Annotated in this window: 15 protein-coding genes; 3 read left to right on the top strand and 12 right to left on the bottom strand. The window is 65.5% G+C overall.

What is annotated here, in order from left to right; genetic code table 11:
• Nucleotides 1–18: 18 nt before the first annotated feature.
• The 4 genes from tatC to ACTXG5_RS17450 form a co-directional block, all read right to left on the bottom strand.
• Nucleotides 19–987, bottom strand: coding sequence for a twin-arginine translocase subunit TatC (gene tatC, locus ACTXG5_RS17465; RefSeq protein WP_445159987.1), 969 nt, complete (start codon nt 985–987; stop codon nt 19–21).
• A gap of 43 nt (nt 988–1,030) precedes the next feature.
• Nucleotides 1,031–1,297 carry a Sec-independent protein translocase subunit TatA gene (gene tatA / locus ACTXG5_RS17460; protein WP_445159986.1) on the bottom strand — a complete coding sequence of 89 codons (267 nt, stop codon included), beginning with the start codon at nt 1,295–1,297 and terminating at the stop codon, nt 1,031–1,033.
• A gap of 72 nt (nt 1,298–1,369) precedes the next feature.
• Nucleotides 1,370–2,341: a helix-turn-helix transcriptional regulator gene (locus tag ACTXG5_RS17455; RefSeq protein WP_445159985.1), complete on the bottom strand. Its 972-nt coding sequence runs from the start codon at nt 2,339–2,341 to the stop codon at nt 1,370–1,372.
• Nucleotides 2,338–3,336, bottom strand: coding sequence for a helix-turn-helix transcriptional regulator (locus ACTXG5_RS17450; RefSeq protein ID WP_445159984.1), 999 nt, complete (start codon nt 3,334–3,336; stop codon nt 2,338–2,340). The genes ACTXG5_RS17455 and ACTXG5_RS17450 overlap by 4 nt, the downstream gene beginning before the upstream one ends.
• 130 nt (nt 3,337–3,466) lie before the next feature.
• Between ACTXG5_RS17450 and ACTXG5_RS17445 the strand changes: the two genes are divergently transcribed.
• A complete protein-coding gene (locus ACTXG5_RS17445; protein ID WP_445159983.1) occupies nt 3,467–4,282 on the top strand; it encodes a GAF and ANTAR domain-containing protein in 816 nt (271 codons plus the stop codon).
• Nucleotides 4,283–4,305: 23 nt separating this feature from the next.
• Here the strand turns inward: ACTXG5_RS17445 and ACTXG5_RS17440 are convergent, their stop codons facing one another.
• The 7 genes from ACTXG5_RS17440 to dop form a co-directional block, all read right to left on the bottom strand.
• Nucleotides 4,306–5,061, bottom strand: coding sequence for a GAF and ANTAR domain-containing protein (locus ACTXG5_RS17440; RefSeq protein WP_445159982.1), 756 nt, complete (start codon nt 5,059–5,061; stop codon nt 4,306–4,308).
• 69 nt (nt 5,062–5,130) lie between these two features.
• Nucleotides 5,131–5,838, bottom strand: coding sequence for a GAF domain-containing protein (locus tag ACTXG5_RS17435; protein WP_445159981.1), 708 nt, complete (start codon nt 5,836–5,838; stop codon nt 5,131–5,133).
• Between the two features lie 196 nt (nt 5,839–6,034).
• The gene (gene pafA / locus ACTXG5_RS17430) at nt 6,035–7,393 is read right to left on the bottom strand and encodes a Pup--protein ligase (protein WP_445159980.1); all 1,359 of its coding nucleotides are present in this window, start codon (nt 7,391–7,393) and stop codon (nt 6,035–6,037) included.
• 57 nt (nt 7,394–7,450) lie between these two features.
• Entirely contained in the window at nt 7,451–8,218 is a 768-nt protein-coding gene (gene prcA, locus ACTXG5_RS17425) for a proteasome subunit alpha (protein ID WP_445159979.1), read from the bottom strand.
• Nucleotides 8,215–9,096 carry a proteasome subunit beta gene (gene prcB, locus ACTXG5_RS17420; protein WP_445159978.1) on the bottom strand — a complete coding sequence of 294 codons (882 nt, stop codon included), beginning with the start codon at nt 9,094–9,096 and terminating at the stop codon, nt 8,215–8,217. The genes prcA and prcB overlap by 4 nt, the downstream gene beginning before the upstream one ends.
• Nucleotides 9,093–9,287: a ubiquitin-like protein Pup gene (locus tag ACTXG5_RS17415; protein ID WP_445159977.1), complete on the bottom strand. Its 195-nt coding sequence runs from the start codon at nt 9,285–9,287 to the stop codon at nt 9,093–9,095. Before ACTXG5_RS17415 ends, prcB begins: the two co-directional genes overlap by 4 nt.
• A 102-nt stretch (nt 9,288–9,389) precedes the next feature.
• Nucleotides 9,390–10,898: a pup deamidase/depupylase gene (gene dop / locus ACTXG5_RS17410; RefSeq protein WP_445159976.1), complete on the bottom strand. Its 1,509-nt coding sequence runs from the start codon at nt 10,896–10,898 to the stop codon at nt 9,390–9,392.
• 270 nt (nt 10,899–11,168) lie between these two features.
• Here dop and ACTXG5_RS17405 point away from each other — a divergent pair, with 270 nt between their 5' ends.
• Nucleotides 11,169–12,368 carry a hypothetical protein gene (locus ACTXG5_RS17405; RefSeq protein ID WP_445159975.1) on the top strand — a complete coding sequence of 400 codons (1,200 nt, stop codon included), beginning with the start codon at nt 11,169–11,171 and terminating at the stop codon, nt 12,366–12,368.
• Between the two features lie 10 nt (nt 12,369–12,378).
• Nucleotides 12,379–13,008: a hypothetical protein gene (locus tag ACTXG5_RS17400; RefSeq protein WP_445159974.1), complete on the top strand. Its 630-nt coding sequence runs from the start codon at nt 12,379–12,381 to the stop codon at nt 13,006–13,008.
• Between the two features lie 99 nt (nt 13,009–13,107).
• On the opposite strand, the gene arc is transcribed toward ACTXG5_RS17400, so the two are convergent.
• On the bottom strand, nt 13,108–14,937 hold the full coding sequence (gene arc / locus ACTXG5_RS17395) for a proteasome ATPase (protein WP_445159973.1): 1,830 nt from the start codon (nt 14,935–14,937) through the stop codon (nt 13,108–13,110).
• Between the last annotated feature and the right edge of the window lie 212 nt (nt 14,938–15,149).

Below are 15,149 nucleotides of genomic sequence, written 5' to 3'. Positions count from 1 at the left end.
GCCGCCAGGTGCGGTCATCTACGTGACGTCGTCATGTTGGCCCGCGACGAACGACGGCTCGGGTGCCTGCTCGGGGATCGGCGAAGCCGGCTCGATGACCGACGCTTCGTCGTCGGGGATCGTGGTTCGGGCTTCGCGCTTGGCTTTTCGCTTGTCGTGGATGCGGGCGATCTGAATGGCCCCCTCTTGCAACACGGACAACGCGATGCCCAGTGCCGTCATCGAAAACGGGTCGGAGCCGGGCGTGAACACCGCCGCGAACACGAACATCGCGAAGATCAGGCCGCGCCGCCACGACTTGAGCCGTTGATAGGTCAGCATGCCCGTCATGTTGAGCATGACGATCAGCAACGGGAATTCGAAGCTGACGCCGAACACCACCAGCAGATTGATCAGGAAGCCGAAATAGCGGTCGCCGGACAGCGCCGTCACCTGCACGTCGCTGCCGACGGTCAACAAAAAGCCCAGCGCCTTGGACAGCACGAAGTACGCCAACACCGAACCGCCGATGAACAGCACGGCCGCGGGGATCACGAACCCGATCGCGAAGCGGCGTTCCTTCTGATACAGCCCGGGCGTGATGAACGCCCACAGCTCGTAAAACCAGACCGGACAGGCCATCACGATCCCGGCCGTCATCCCGACCTTGAGCCGCAGCATGAACTGGTCGAACGGCGCGGTGGCCAGCAACCGGCACTGCCCGTCGGCGCTGATGTCCGCGCGCGCCGACTGCGGCAGCGAACAGTAGGGATGGCGCAGCCACTCGCCGAGGCTCTCCACCCCGAACAGCGGATGCCCGTACCAGACGAATCCCAGAATCGTGGTGACCATGATCGCGCCCAGCGCGATCAGCAACCGGGTGCGCAGCTCGGTGAGGTGGTCGACCAGCGACATCGTCGCGTCGGGATTGACCCGACTGCGCCTATGGCGCGGGTTGAGGCGCTTCAGCAAGGCAGCAGTGCGCGCTGAAGTCTTGAATGCTTTCACGACGCTCGGTCAGTGGCGCTCGCGCACCGCGACCCATGCCCGGCTAAGCGGGGCGCGCTTCGGTGTGGCCCTGCTCGGTGGCCGCCGACGGGTCGACCCGCTGCGACTGCACCGGCTGTGGGGTCGCAGCAGGGGTTTCCAGGGAAGGCGCTTCCGACTTGCCTTCCGTCTGCATCTCACGCAGCTCGGACTTGAAGATGCGCATCGACTTGCCCAGCGAGCGCGCTGCATCCGGGAGCTTCTTGGCACCGAACAGCAGAATCACGACGACCGCGAGGATCGCCCAGTGCCAGGGACTAAGACTGCCCACTTTCATTACCTCCAGACGTCCACCCGATGCTACCGCAGCACAGTCGACTGCCGGTGTCCCCGCGCCGTGGGCTCAGGACGTCACCGCCTGGTAGGACTCCAGGGCCGCCGCGGCGGCATCGCGTACCCGCGCCGCAAGTGACTGCGGTTCGACCACCCGCACGTCCGACCCGAATCCCAGCACCAGACGCGTCATCCAATCCTCGGAGGCATACGTCATGACCGCCTCACAGGATCCATCCGGCAACTCGCGTACGTCGCGCATCGGGTAGTACTCGAACATCCACGACGCCGAGGCAGACACCCGTAACTTGGCCGACGGCAGTGACGGATCGCCGTCGAACAGCGATGTGTCCGGGGGCGCCTGCAGGGCTGGTTGGGGTGGGGCAGCCGGCTCGCCCAGCTCGGTGGCCTCGACGATCCGGTCGAATCGGAACAGCCGAACGCCTTCGGCTTCGCGGGACCAGGCCTCCAGGTAGCTGTGGCCGCCAATCAGCAGCACCCGGATGGGGTCGACGATCCGGCTGGTCAGGGCGTCGTGTGAGGCGGAGTAATAGTCGATGGCCAGTGCGTGTTTGTACTGCACGGCGGTGCGTACCGCGGCCGCGGCGCGGTTCTCGATGGGCGCCGGCTCGTCGATTGCCGTCACCGAACTCGTGGCGTCGTGCCCAATGGCGCCGGCCGCGGCGGCGATCTTGGCGATCGCGCTGCGCGCCGCCTCCGGATCGACCACGCCCGGAATGTCCGCCAGCGCCCGCAGCGCCACCAGTAGGCCGGTGGCTTCGGGCGAGGTGAGCTTGAGCGGCCGGTCGATGCCCGCCGAAAACGTCACCTCGATGGTGTCGCCGGAGAACTCGAAGTCGATCAGATCACCCGGGAAGTAGCCGGGAAGGCCGCACATCCACAGCTGGTTGAGGTCCTCTTCGAGCTGTTTGGCGGACACCCCCAGCTTCGCGGCCGCCTCGGCGCGGGTGATCCGCGGGTTGGCCTGGAAATACGGCACCATGTTGAGCAGCCGGACCAGCCGGGTGGATACGGGAGTCATGCCGACGCCTCCGCGTGGGCGCGCAACCGGGCCAGCACGTCCTCGCGCAGCGTCTGCGGCTCGAGTACGACGGCGTCGGCCCCATATCCGGCGATTTCGCGCGCCAGCCGGTCGGTGGCACTGATGTCGAGCTCGATCACCTCGCCCTCGCGACCGCCCAGCTGCCGGGCACCGGTGGATCGCCCGGCGCGGCGCAACGCGGTGACCCGTCCGTCGGCGACCCACACCAGGGCCTGCCCGCCGGTCGGCGTCTCGGCGACCGTTTCAGCGACGATCTTGCGCAGGTCGACGCCGTCGGGGATCGTGACCGCGCCGGCCGGGCCGACGGGCGCGACCTCGTCACCGATGCGGGAAAGCCGGAAGGTACGGGTGGCGTCGCGGTCGCGGTCGTGGCCGACGAGATACCAGCGACCTTTCTCGGTGACCACGCCCCACGGCTCGACCGTGCGCGTGGTGTAGGGCTCGGCTCGTGACGGCCGGTGCGGGAACTGCACCGCCTGCCGGGAATCGATGGCGGACAACAGGATTCCGAGAATACCCTCCGACCCACGCAGACCCGGGACTCCCTCCGGGGAGGCGATGGCCACCGGGGCCCCGTCATCGAAGGGGTCGACGTCCACCCCGGCCGCACGCAGCTTGAGCAATGCGCCCTGAGTCGCGGTGATCAGTTCGGGTGATTCCCATAGCTGCGTGGCGACGGCGACTGCGGCCGCTTCGTCCGCGGTCAGTTCGACCGGTGGCAGCGAGTACGCGTCCCGGTTGATGCGGTAGCCCTCGGTGGGGTCCAGCGCCGACACCCGGCCGACCTCGAGGGGGATCCCGAGGTCGCGCAGCTCGTTCTTGTCGCGTTCGAACATCCGGGAAAAGGCCTCAGCACTGGGACTTTCCGAATAACCCGCCACGCTTGTTCTGATCTTTTCAGCGGTGACGTAGCCGCGGGTGGACAGTAGAGCGATGACGAGGTTTACCAGCCGTTCGACTTTCGAGGTCGCCACGCATAGCAGCTTAGGGGTGCAGTGGAGTTTCATTAACTCGGGCGCAGGAAACCCGATGTCATTACCGAGGACACTGACCGGCGCTGCGGTCGAGTGGTAAGCAGGTCATCAGCGAAACCTAGAAAGGGGTGTGGCGTTGGCTGAGTACGACAGCCAGCCCGGCCGAATTTTCCCGCCGGATCCCGAGCTCACGCAGGCACAGCATGACGCCGACGAAGAGGACTTGCAGACTGGGCTGAGCGGATTGGCCGCGATCGTGGTGGACGCGCTGACGGTGGACGAGTCGCTCACCCAGATAGCCGAATTCGCGGCCCACGCGATCCCGGGCGCCGACGGTGCCGGTGTGACCGTGGCGCACCCGTCCGTGGTGCCACTGCGTATCCAGTCGTGGGCCGTGACTGACGAGTTCGTCCGCAAGATCGACACACTTCAGTACGAGCTCCACGAGGAGGGGCCGTGCATTACTTCCCTGCGCTCGGCACGTCCTTGCGTCAGTGGATCGGTCAGTGATGACAGTCGGTGGCCGCGCTTCGGCAGCGCGGTTGTGCGCCTGGGCGTGAATTCGGCGTTATCCCTGCCGCTCGTCCTTCGCGAGCAGGTGATCGGCGTCATCAACGCCTACGCATACACCCTGGACGCATTCGCCGAGCACGCGGTGACGCTGGGTACCAAGTTCGCGGGGCCCGCGGCTGTTGCGGTGCACAACGCGCGATTGCTGATGGCGGCCCAGCATCGGGCCGAGCGGTTGCAGCAGGCGCTGACTAACCGGTCGGTCATCGATCAGGCGATCGGAATCATTCGCGGCCGATCTGGAGTCGACGCCGAGGAGGCCTTCGCTCGGCTGATGAAGATCAGCCAGGACGAGAACGTCAAACTGCATCTGGTCGCCGAGCGACTGGTCGAGATATCTGTGCGGCGCGCCCGCGCCCGCCACAATTCCTCCTGACACTCAACTATTACTGAAAGTGTTTACGACGGCGAGGGATTCATCGCCGCCATCGCCGCGAGTATTGCCGGACGAGACTCGGGCTGAGCGATCAGCCGTCGCGCGACGTCCGTCAGGTGATCGTCGTTTGACCGCGCGTAACGACGTAGCAATGTGAACGCATCTTCCACCGGCACGTCCAGTCTTTCGCGTACGAAGCCCTTGGCCTGCTCAATCACCACGCGGGCGATTAGCGCATTGCGTAGCCGTGGCGCCACCGCAGCGGAAGTTGGGGCGTGTTCCTGCACGATCGCTACAGACGCGATGTGCGCCAGGCTTTGTCCGACCAGCAGGTCGGCATCATTGAGTTCGCCCGAATGTGTACCGAATAAGCCCAAGGCTCCCAACACGATTCCGGCCGCTCGCATCGGCACCGCATGCACCGAGGCGAAGCCTCCCTCAACAGCCGCCGGAACGAACCGAGGCCAACGCGCCGAATCTGCGGCTAAATCCGCCACCGAAACCGGTTGTCCGCTGGCATAACAGTCCAGACAGGGTCCTTCGTCTGCCTGCAGCTGGAAAAGCTCCAAATCGCGCGCATTCTCCGAAGTCGCCGCCAACAGATGCAGGTTCTGCAACGGATCGGCGAGCAGGATCCCGGCGGCGGCAACATCGAGTAGCTCTGCGCAGCGTTCGGTGAGGTCGGTCAATAGATCGACCACATCAAAGTCGTCCAGGAGGCTATCGACGAGCGTGACGACAGCGTCCAAAACTCTGGTCTCGCGGGCAATGTCGGTCATCTTCGGCTCCTTCTCGGATGTCCCCGCGTGCCGCGCCAACGGGCGCCGCCACTGCACATGATGACCACATCAATCATCCTCCAGCATCAGCTGACGGTCCAGAATGTCGCGCGCGACATCGATGGCGCTGCGGTCAGTGGCATACGCGTGTGCCCGCAGCCGGACGAGGGCCGCTGCGGCGTCGATGTCGAGCTGCGCGATGAGCATGCCGGTGGCCTGGCTGACCTCGGCGCGCGACAGGGTATTCAGTTCGGCCCAGGCGTTACTGCTGGGATCGGACACGGCGGCCTGCAGGTCCGAATTCATCAGATCGAGTACCGGGATGGCTGCCAACTCGGCGGCCGCCACCGCACCGGCCATTTGTTCGGCGCCCAACGGACCCGGCTGGGCACGAAACAGATCTAGTGCCCCCACGTATTCGCCGGCAACCAGAACCGGCATCGCGTACACCGCCCGGATCTGGTGGGCCAGCATCGCGGCCCCATAGGCCGGCCACCGCACGTCGTGGGGGTCGGCCAGGTCGACTACCAGGACAGGAGCCCGAAGGGCCACCGATTCCAGGCACGGCCCCTCACCCAGGGTGAACTGCAGCTCGTCGTAGGCCCGCGCCAGCAGTCCGCTCGACCCCAGCGTTGCGGCGTTGGCACCATCGAAGACCAGCGAGATCGCCGCGCCATCGACCCCGAGTATGTTCACGCAGGCCCGGCACAGCCGGTCTCCTGCTCCTAGTTGCCGCTCACCACCGACCGCGGCCAGCAGTTGCTCATGGATTGTCACAGTGATCCGGACACACATCGGCCCAGTCAGCGCGACTGACCTGATAGTTCGCTCCGGGGGTCATCGATCCACCATTCACTAACCTCCCAATGGCGATGCAACCGGACTATCGAGTTTGCCACTGGCAAGCGACAGGCCACACCGCTTCGTCACCGCGGGTGGCTTTTAAAACTTCAGCGCGACAGACGATTCGCGCCTACATGCTGGCGATCAGCCGTTTGACCCTCTCGTCGACCGCCCGGAACGGGTCCTTGCACAGCACGGTGCGCTGCGCCTGATCGTTGAGTTTGAGGTGGACCCAGTCAACGGTGAAGTCGCGGCCCGCCGCCTGGGCAGCGCTGATGAATTCGCCGCGCAGCCTGGCCCGGGTGGTCTGGGGCGGGTTGTCGACGGCCTCGGCGATGTCCTCGTCGGTGGTCAACCGCGTCGCCAGGCCCTTGCGCTGCAGCAGGTCGAAGACACCGCGGCCGCGCTTGATGTCGTGATACGCCAGATCCAGCTGGGCGATCTTCGCGTCGGCCAGCTCCATGTTGTAGCGGTCCTGGTAGCGCTGGAACAGCTTGCGCTTGATCACCCAGTCGATCTCTGTGTCGACCTTGGCGAAGTCCTGGCTTTCGACGGCGTCGAGCTGCCGGCCCCACAGGTCGACGACCTGCTCGATCTGCGCGTTGGGCTCCCGGGTCTGCAGATGCTCGACGGCGCGGCTGTAGTACTCGCGCTGGATATCCAGCGCGCTGGCCTGACGGCCGCCGGCCAGCCGCACCGGCCGGCGGCCGGTGACGTCGTGGCTGACCTCGCGGATGGCGCGGATGGGGTTGTCCAACGAGAAGTCGCGGAACGGCACACCGGCTTCGATCATCTCCAACACGAGCGCCGCGCTACCCACCTTGAGCATCGTGGTGGTCTCGCACATGTTGGAGTCGCCGACGATGACGTGCAGCCGGCGGTATTTCTCGGCATCGGCGTGCGGCTCGTCGCGAGTGTTGATGATCGGACGACTACGGGTGGTGGCCGACGAAACGCCTTCCCAGATGTGCTCAGCACGTTGAGAGAGGCAGAAGGTCGCCGCCTTGGGAGTCTGCAGCACCTTGCCGGCCCCGCAGATCAACTGCCGGGTGACCAGAAATGGCAGCAGCACGTCGGAGATCCGGGAGAACTCGCCGGCCCGCACGATCAGGTAATTCTCGTGACAGCCGTAGGAGTTGCCCGCCGAGTCGGTGTTGTTCTTGAACAGGTAGATATCGCCGCCGATGCCTTCGTCAGCAAGCCGCTGCTCGGCGTCTACCAGGAGGTCTTCCAGCACCCATTCCCCGGCCCGGTCGTGGGTGACCAGTTGCACCAGGCTGTCGCACTCCGCGGTGGCGTACTCGGGGTGGCTGCCGACGTCGAGGTACAGACGGGCGCCGTTACGCAGAAAAACATTGGAGCTGCGACCCCATGACACCACCCGGCGGAAAAGGTAGCGGGCTACCTCGTCCGGGCTCAGCCGCCGATGGCCGTGGAATGTGCAGGTGACACCGAACTCGGTCTCGATGCCCATAATTCGTCGCTGCACATAATCGAGGGTACTGGTTGTCCAACCACGCCGGTGAAGAAGCCGCGCCCCGCGCGTCTAATCCGACGATTCGCCTTCGGAATCCGACGGCTCCGAATCGGAATCCGAGCCGTGGGCATCCGTCTCCTGCAGGAGGTTTTCCAGGGTGGATCGGCCGATCCGCCGGAACGCGCGCCGCGGCCGGCTGGTGTCCAGAATGGCGACCTCCAGGCTGGCCACATCCAGGCTGGGTTCGTCGCTGCCGTTGGCGCTCCCGGCCCGCAGCGCGTCCACCGCGATATGCACCGCGTCGTGCAGGTCGGCGTTTTCGGCGTAGGACTCCTTGAGCGCGGTGGCGATCGGCTCGGTGGTGCCGCCCATCACCACGAAATGCGGCTCGTCGTTGATCGACCCGTCGTAGGTGATCCGGTACAGCTCAGGTGGTTTCGTCTCGCCGTAGTGCGCAACCTCGGCGACGCACAACTCGACCTCGTACGGCTTGGCCTGCTCGGTGAAGATAGTGCCGAGCGTTTGCGCGTAGACGTTGGCCAGCTGCCGCCCGGTGACGTCGCGACGGTCGTAGGCGTAGCCGCGGGTGTCGGCGAACTGGATGCCGCCGCGACGCAGATTGTCGAATTCGTTGAACTTGCCCGCGGCCGCAAAGCCGACGCGGTCGTAGAGTTCGCTGATCTTCTGCAGGGACCGCGACGGGTTCTCCGCGACGAACAACACGCCCCCGGCGTAGGCCAGCGCCACGACGCTGCGGCCCCGCGCGATGCCTTTGCGCGCGAGCTCGCTGCGCTCACGCATCGCCTGCTCAGGCGAGATGAAATACGGGAAACTCACTTCTCACCGCCATCTGGGCCGAAAGTATCTGCGCGCGAGCGGCTTTGGATGACCTCCCGAGCCAATTCGGCGATGCGGCTCTCGGGCACGTCGGCCGCCCCTTCGGCGCCGATGGCGACCGCCGTGGGGTAGATGCCGCGAACCAGATCCGGTCCACCGGTGGCCGAATCGTCGTCGGCGGCGTCGTACAGCGCCTCCACGGCTACCCGCAGGGCGGAATCACGATCGGTGACTTGGGCATACAACTTCTTTATCGAAGACTTGGCGAAGATCGACCCCGACCCCACCGACTGGTAGCCCTCTTCCTCGATGTTCCAGCCGCCCGCCGCGTCGAACGAGACTATGCGGCCAGCGCTTTCCGGATCGGGTGCGTGGATGTCGTAGCCCGCCAACAACGGCAGGGCCACCAGCCCCTGCATCGCGGCGGCCAGGTTGCCGCGCACCATGATCGCCAGCCGGTTGACCTTGCCGGCGAAGGTGAGCGGAACGCCTTCCAGCTTCTCGTAGTGCTCGAGCTCCACCGCGTAGAGGCGGGCGAACTCGACGGCGATCGCGGCCGTGCCGGCGATGCCGGTGGCGGTGTAGTCGTCGGTGATGTACACCTTCTTCACGTCGCGACCGGCGATCATGTTGCCCTGCGTGGAACGCCGGTCGCCGGCGAGTAGGACACCGCCGGGGTATTTCAGGGCGACGATCGTGGTCCCGTGCGGCAGCTGCGAGGCATCACCACCGGATTGGCCACCGCTGCCGCCCAGGCTTGCCGGGAGCAATTCCGGCGACTGGCGGCGCAACAGGTCAGCGAATGAAGACGTATTTACCGTGGAGAATCCGGGTAGAGCCGAGCTAGTGGACAGGCGATCGGGAAAAGGCCAGGTCACTGTCCGCCCTTTTGGACGTACGCCTTGACGAAGTCCTCCGCGTTTGTTTCAAGGAGGGCTTCGATGTCGTCGATCAGATCGTCGGTTTTCTCGGTGAGTTTCTCGCGACGCTCCTGACCCGCGGCCGTGGTGTCAACGGCGTCATCGTCGTCGTCGCCGCTCCCGCCACGTTTGGTCTGCTCCTGCGCCATCGCCGCCTCCTGCTTAGTCGGGGCTCGTTCACTGCCGCGTAAACATGCCCGCTCGTGCCTCTACCCTACCGGTCAAGCCCGACGTTCTTCGGTTAACCAGCCTCAGCTCGTCAGTTGTGCGACCAGTTCGGCGGCGCTGTTCACGGAGTCCAGCAGCGCTCCGACGTGCGCCTTGCTGCCGCGCAACGGCTCCAGCGTCGGGATGCGCACCAGCGAATCTCCACCGAGATCGAAAATCACCGAGTCCCAGCTGGCCGCGGCGATGTCGGCGCCGAACCTGCGCAGGCATTCGCCGCGGAAGTAGGCGCGGGTGTCGGTCGGTGGGTTGTCCACTGCCTCCAGCACGTCGTGTTCGCTGACCAGACGCTTCATCGAGCCACGTGCGACCAGCCGGTTATACAGGCCCTTGTCCAGTCGGACATCGGAATATTGCAGGTCAACGAGGTGCAGCCGGGGCGCCGACCAGCTCAGGTTCTCCCGCTGCCGGAAACCCTCGAGCAGTCGCAGCTTGGCCGGCCAGTCCAGCAGCTCAGCGCACTCCATCGGGTCGCGCTCGAGCAGGTCAAGTACATGCGCCCAGGTTTCGACGACGTGGGATGCGCGAGGGTCGGGGTCGCGGCCGTCGACAAGCTTGGCCACCCGGTCGAGGTAGATCCTTTGCAGCGCAAGGGCGGTCAGCTCGCGCCCATCGGCCATGGCAACAGCCACCCGCAGCGACGGATCGCGGCTGACGGCGTGCACGGCGTGTACCGGCCGGGCCAGCGCCAGGTCGCTCAGGTCGATGCCGTGTTGCGGACCGTCCTCGATCAGATCCAGGACCAGCGCCGTGGTGCCCAGCTTCAGATAGGTCGACGTCTCGGCCAGGTTGGCATCGCCGATGATGACGTGCAGCCGGCGATACCGGTCGGCGTCGGCGTGCGGTTCGTCACGGGTGTTGATGATGCCGCGCTTCAGCGTGGTCTCCAGCCCGACCTCGACCTCGATGTAGTCGGAGCGCTGAGACAGCTGGAAGCCCGGCTCGTCGCCCGAGGGGCCGATACCGACCCGGCCAGAGCCAGTGACCACCTGCCGAGACACCAAAAACGGGGTCAGCCCGGCGATGATGGCCGAAAACGGCGTCTGCCGGGACATCAGGTAGTTCTCATGCGACCCGTACGAGGCACCCTTGCCGTCGACGTTGTTCTTGTAAAGCTGCAGCTTGGCGGCTCCGGGGACGCTCGCGACGTGGCGGGCGGCGGCATCCATCACCCGCTCGCCGGCCTTGTCCCAGATCACCGCGTCCAGCGGGTCGGTGCATTCGGGCGCGGCGTATTCCGGGTGAGCGTGGTCGACGTAGAGCCGCGCGCCGTTGGTCAGGATCATGTTGGCCGCGCCGACCTCGTCGGCGTCGACCACCGGCGGCGGGCCCGCCGAGCGACTCAGGTCGAAACCACGCGCGTCGCGCAGCGGCGACTCCACCTCGTAGTCCCAGCGAGTGCGCTTGGCGCGTTGAATGCCGGCAGCGGCGGCATAGGCCAACACCGCCTGAGTCGAAGTGAGGATGGGGTTGGCGGTCGGGTCCGACGGCGACGAAATGCCGTATTCGACCTCCGTCCCGATAATCCGTTGCATGCGTTCAGCCTAGGCGGGGCGGCGATGCGTTCCGCGCTGGGGCAACCGCCCGGCCGCGATACCACGCGCGATACGGCGCGCGATGGCGAGGGCGCAGGGCGCGCAATCAGCCGTCGGCGCATGCAGATTCGCCGAGACGCCGCTCGTCGACAACCAAGCGCCGCCACGGCGCGGACCGGCGGTGCCATCGCCGAGCATGCCGCCGGACAAATCCTGACCTGCGCGAAAACAGCCAGCACGGGGGTTGATGCGCCACTAGGGTGAGCCGGTGTGGACCTAACTCTGCGCCGCACGCCGGACAGCCAAAAAGCCGCGACGGCCGCGGCTGAACGGTGGTTCCTCGAGCGCGGCTTGCCGTCGGTGCTGACCCGGCGGGGCCGATGGCGACGGCTCTGGCCGCGGTGCGCTGCGATGCTGGCGGCCTGGGCGGCGGTTGAGGCCTGCCTACTCGGTGTCTTTTTCGTCAGCGACGGCAACGACGTCTTCATCGACGGGACACCGACAACCGCCCAATGGGCGATCCTGGCGTTTCTGGCGGCCGCTCTCCCGCTGGCCGCCCTGGTCGGCTGGTTGGTGTCCCGAATGGTGAGTGGGCGCACCCGCGCGACTGTCTCGACCGCAGCGCTGGCCTTCGCGGTCGCCTGCGGAATCATCGAATCCGGCCCGATCCAACTGACCCGGGACGCCGTCATCCTGGGCCTGGTGCTGCTGCTGACCGGCTCCGGCGTCGGGTCGGTACTCGCCTGGGCGGTGCGCATGACGATGGAGCATCTGTCGACGGTCGGCACGCTGGCGGTCCGGGCCCTGCCGATCGTGCTGCTGACCGCATTGGTGTTCTTCAACACCTACGTCTGGCTGATGGCCGCAAACATCAACGGACAGCGGCTGTCGCTGGCCATCGCTTTTCTGGTCGGCATCGCGGGGGCCTTCGTCGTATCCAAGACGGTGGAACGGGTGAGGCCGCTGCTGAAGTCGTCGGCGTCATTGCCCGAAGACAGCGAGAACCTCGCCGGCACACCGTTTGCGGCGATGCGGGACCCGTCGGCCGGCTCCCCGCTGACGCGAATGCAACACCTCAACGTGGTCTTCCTGCTGGCCGCCTCGCAACTGATCGAGATCCTGGTGGTGGCGGCGGTCGGCGCCACGATGTACCTGATTCTCGGCCTGATCATCCTCACGCCGCCGCTGCTCAAGGAATGGACGCACAACACCTCCGCCACGTCGACGGTGTTCGGCCTGACGTTCCCGGCGCCGGATTCGCTGATCCACATGTGCCTGTTCCTTGGCGCGCTGACGTTCATGTACATCAGCGCGCGCGCGGTCGACGACGCCGAATACCGGGGGATGTTCCTCGATCCACTGGTCGAGGACCTGCACACCGCCCTGACGGCACGCAACCGCTACCTCGGCAACGTCGCGGACGAATCCGACAGCGCCGACGTTGTTGACGCCGCAGAAAGCGGTCATTAGTTTCACCCTCGTGTCCACCCAGGGAGCGCATCCAGAGTCCGACCTCGCCGGGAAGCGTTACGGCGAGGTACTTCTCGTCGAGGTCGGCGATTCCGGCCCGCAGGCCACCGTCTACAACAGCTTCCCGCTCAACGACTGTCCGGCCGAGCTGTGGTCAGCGCTCGACCCGCAGGCCATCGCCTCCGAGCACGGAGCGGCCGCGGCGTTGCTCAACGGTCCGCGCTACTGGCTGATGAACGGCATCGAAAAGCAGGCCCAGGGCGCGCAGGAGCGGATGACGTTCGGCGGGATCGAGATGATCAAGCAGGCCACCGTGCAGCTGTCGTCGATGAACCCCGCCCCGTACACCGTCAACGAAGTGACCCGCAATACGGTCTTCGTCTTCAATGCCGGCGAAGAGATCTACGAGCTCATCGATCCCGACGGAAAACGCTGGGTCATGCAGACCTGGAGCCAGGTCGCCGACCCCAACCTGTCGCGGGCCGACCTGCCCGGACTGGCCGGCCGGCTCACGCTTCCCGACGGATGGAGCTATCAGCCGCGCGTGCTTAGCGAGACACTGCGGGTGGACACGACCACTCGCCCCGCCCGCGTCACGCAGGACGACCTGACAAACAGCTACTCGTTCGAATTCGACTGAGCCGACGCCTCATTGGCGTCACATTTCGCCGAAACTTAAACCACTGCGACGTCGCTCGGCGTGTCGTGTGCGTGGTTTAAGTGTCGCGAGGGTCGATCCCTAGAGGTACTGGCCGAGGTTCGATTCGGTGTCGATGGCACGCGACGCGCTCGACGACTTGCCGGTGACCAGGGTGCGGATGTACACGATCCGCTCGCCCTTCTTGCCCGAGATCCGCGCCCAGTCATCGGGATTGGTGGTGTTGGGCAGGTCCTCGTTCTCGGCGAACTCGTCGACGATCGAGTCGAGCAAATGCTGAATCCGTAGCCCGTGCTGCCCGGTCTCCAACACTGACTTGATCGCATTCTTCTTCGCGCGGTCAACGACGTTCTGGATCATCGCCCCGGAGTTGAAGTCCTTGAAGTACATGACTTCCTTGTCACCGTTGGCGTAGGTGACCTCCAGGAACCGGTTGTCGTCGATCTCCGCGTACATCCGGTCGACGACCTTTTCGATCATCGCCTTGATGCATGCCCCACGGTCACCGTCGAACTCGGCGATGTCGTCGGCGTGCACCGGCAGCGTCTCCACCAAGTACTTGGAGAAGATGTCTTGTGCCGCTTCGGCATCGGGCCGCTCGATCTTGATCTTCACGTCGAGGCGTCCGGGCCGCAGGATCGCGGGATCGATCATGTCCTCGCGGTTGGAGGCACCGATCACGATGACGTTCTCGAGTCCCTCCACACCATCGATCTCGCTGAGTAGCTGTGGGACCACGGTGGTCTCGACGTCCGATGAGACGCCGGTGCCGCGGGTTCGGAAGATCGAGTCCATCTCGTCGAAGAACACGATGACCGGTGTTCCCTCGGATGCCTTCTCACGGGCCCGCTGGAAGATCAGCCGGATGTGCCGCTCGGTCTCGCCGACGAACTTGTTCAGCAGCTCGGGGCCCTTGATGTTCAGGAAGTAGGACTTGGCCTCGCGGGCGTCGTCGCCGCGGACCTCAGCCATCTTCTTGGCCAACGAGTTGGCGACCGCCTTGGCGATCAGCGTCTTACCGCAGCCGGGCGGCCCGTAGAGCAGCACACCTTTGGGTGGCCGCAGCGCGTATTCGCGGTACAGGTCCTTGTGCAGGAACGGCAGTTCCACGGCGTCGCGGATCTGCTCGATCTGGCGAGTCAGGCCACCGATGTCCTGGTAGGTGACGTCGGGCACCTCTTCCAGCACCAGGTCCTCGACCTCGGCCTTGGGGATGCGCTCAAACGCGTAGCCGGCCTTGGTGTCGACCAGTAAAGAATCGCCAGGCCGCAACTTGCGCGGCCTGGTGTCATCGTTGAGTGCGTCGGGCACACCGTCTGGCAAGTCCTCGGCAACCAGTGGCTCGGCAAGCCACACGATCCGCTCCTCGTCGGCGTGGCCCACGACCAACGCCCGGTGCCCGTCGTTGAGCACCTCTCGCAAAGTCGAGATCTCACCGACCGATTCGAACTTCCCCGCCTCAACGACGGTCAGGGCTTCGTTGAGGCGGACCGTCTGTCCTTTTCTGAGGGCCACCAGGTCGATGTTCGGCGAGCATGTCAAACGCATCTTGCGGCCCGACGTGAACACGTCGACCGTTTCGTCCTCGTGGACGAAAAGCAGAACGCCGTAACCGCTGGGCGGTTGCCCGAGCCGGTCGACTTCTTCTCGAAGCGCCAACAGCTGCTGCCGGGCCTCTTTAAGAGTTTCCATTAATTTCGAATTGCGGGAAGCGAGCGAGTCGATGCGGGCTTCGAGTTGATGCACGTCGCGCGCCGAGCGCGGGCCACCCTGCGATCCGGCCGCTTGCTCTAATTCCTCGCGCAGCTCCGCCGCCTCGCGGCGCAGCTGTTCCAATTCGGCAGCATCGCCGCTGGACATGCTGGCTTCGGGATCGACCCCGAATGCTTCAGAACGCTCTGAGTCACCCATGTTGCGCTCCTTTCCCGCCCCGAATTGATGCGGTGGATCCTTCAACGCTACCGGCCATTGGCCCTTCATGCGTGTAGTCAAATGCGGTGAAAAGTTGCGTCATTGCTCCCACTGGTAACCTCGGCGTCGATTTGGGACCACCGAAAGGACACCCCGTGACCGCAAAAGCCCTCGCCACAGGCATCGCCGTGGTCGCGGTCATCAACGCAATG

Source organism: Mycobacterium sp. Dal123C01, from assembly GCF_052566995.1.
Note: the sequence above shows the minus strand (reverse complement) of the source record. Positions and strands in the feature narration are given on the sequence as shown.

Coding starts and splice junctions, on each gene's coding strand:
- ACTXG5_RS17455 (WP_445159985.1), bottom strand. CDS start 2,341: ATGACTCCCGTATCCACCCGGCTGGTCCGGCTGCTCAACATGGTGCCG.
- ACTXG5_RS17415 (WP_445159977.1), bottom strand. CDS start 9,287: ATGGCGCAGGAGCAGACCAAACGTGGCGGGAGCGGCGACGACGACGAT.
- ACTXG5_RS17440 (WP_445159982.1), bottom strand. CDS start 5,061: ATGACCGACATTGCCCGCGAGACCAGAGTTTTGGACGCTGTCGTCACG.
- arc (WP_445159973.1), bottom strand. CDS start 14,937: ATGGGTGACTCAGAGCGTTCTGAAGCATTCGGGGTCGATCCCGAAGCC.
- dop (WP_445159976.1), bottom strand. CDS start 10,898: ATGCAACGGATTATCGGGACGGAGGTCGAATACGGCATTTCGTCGCCG.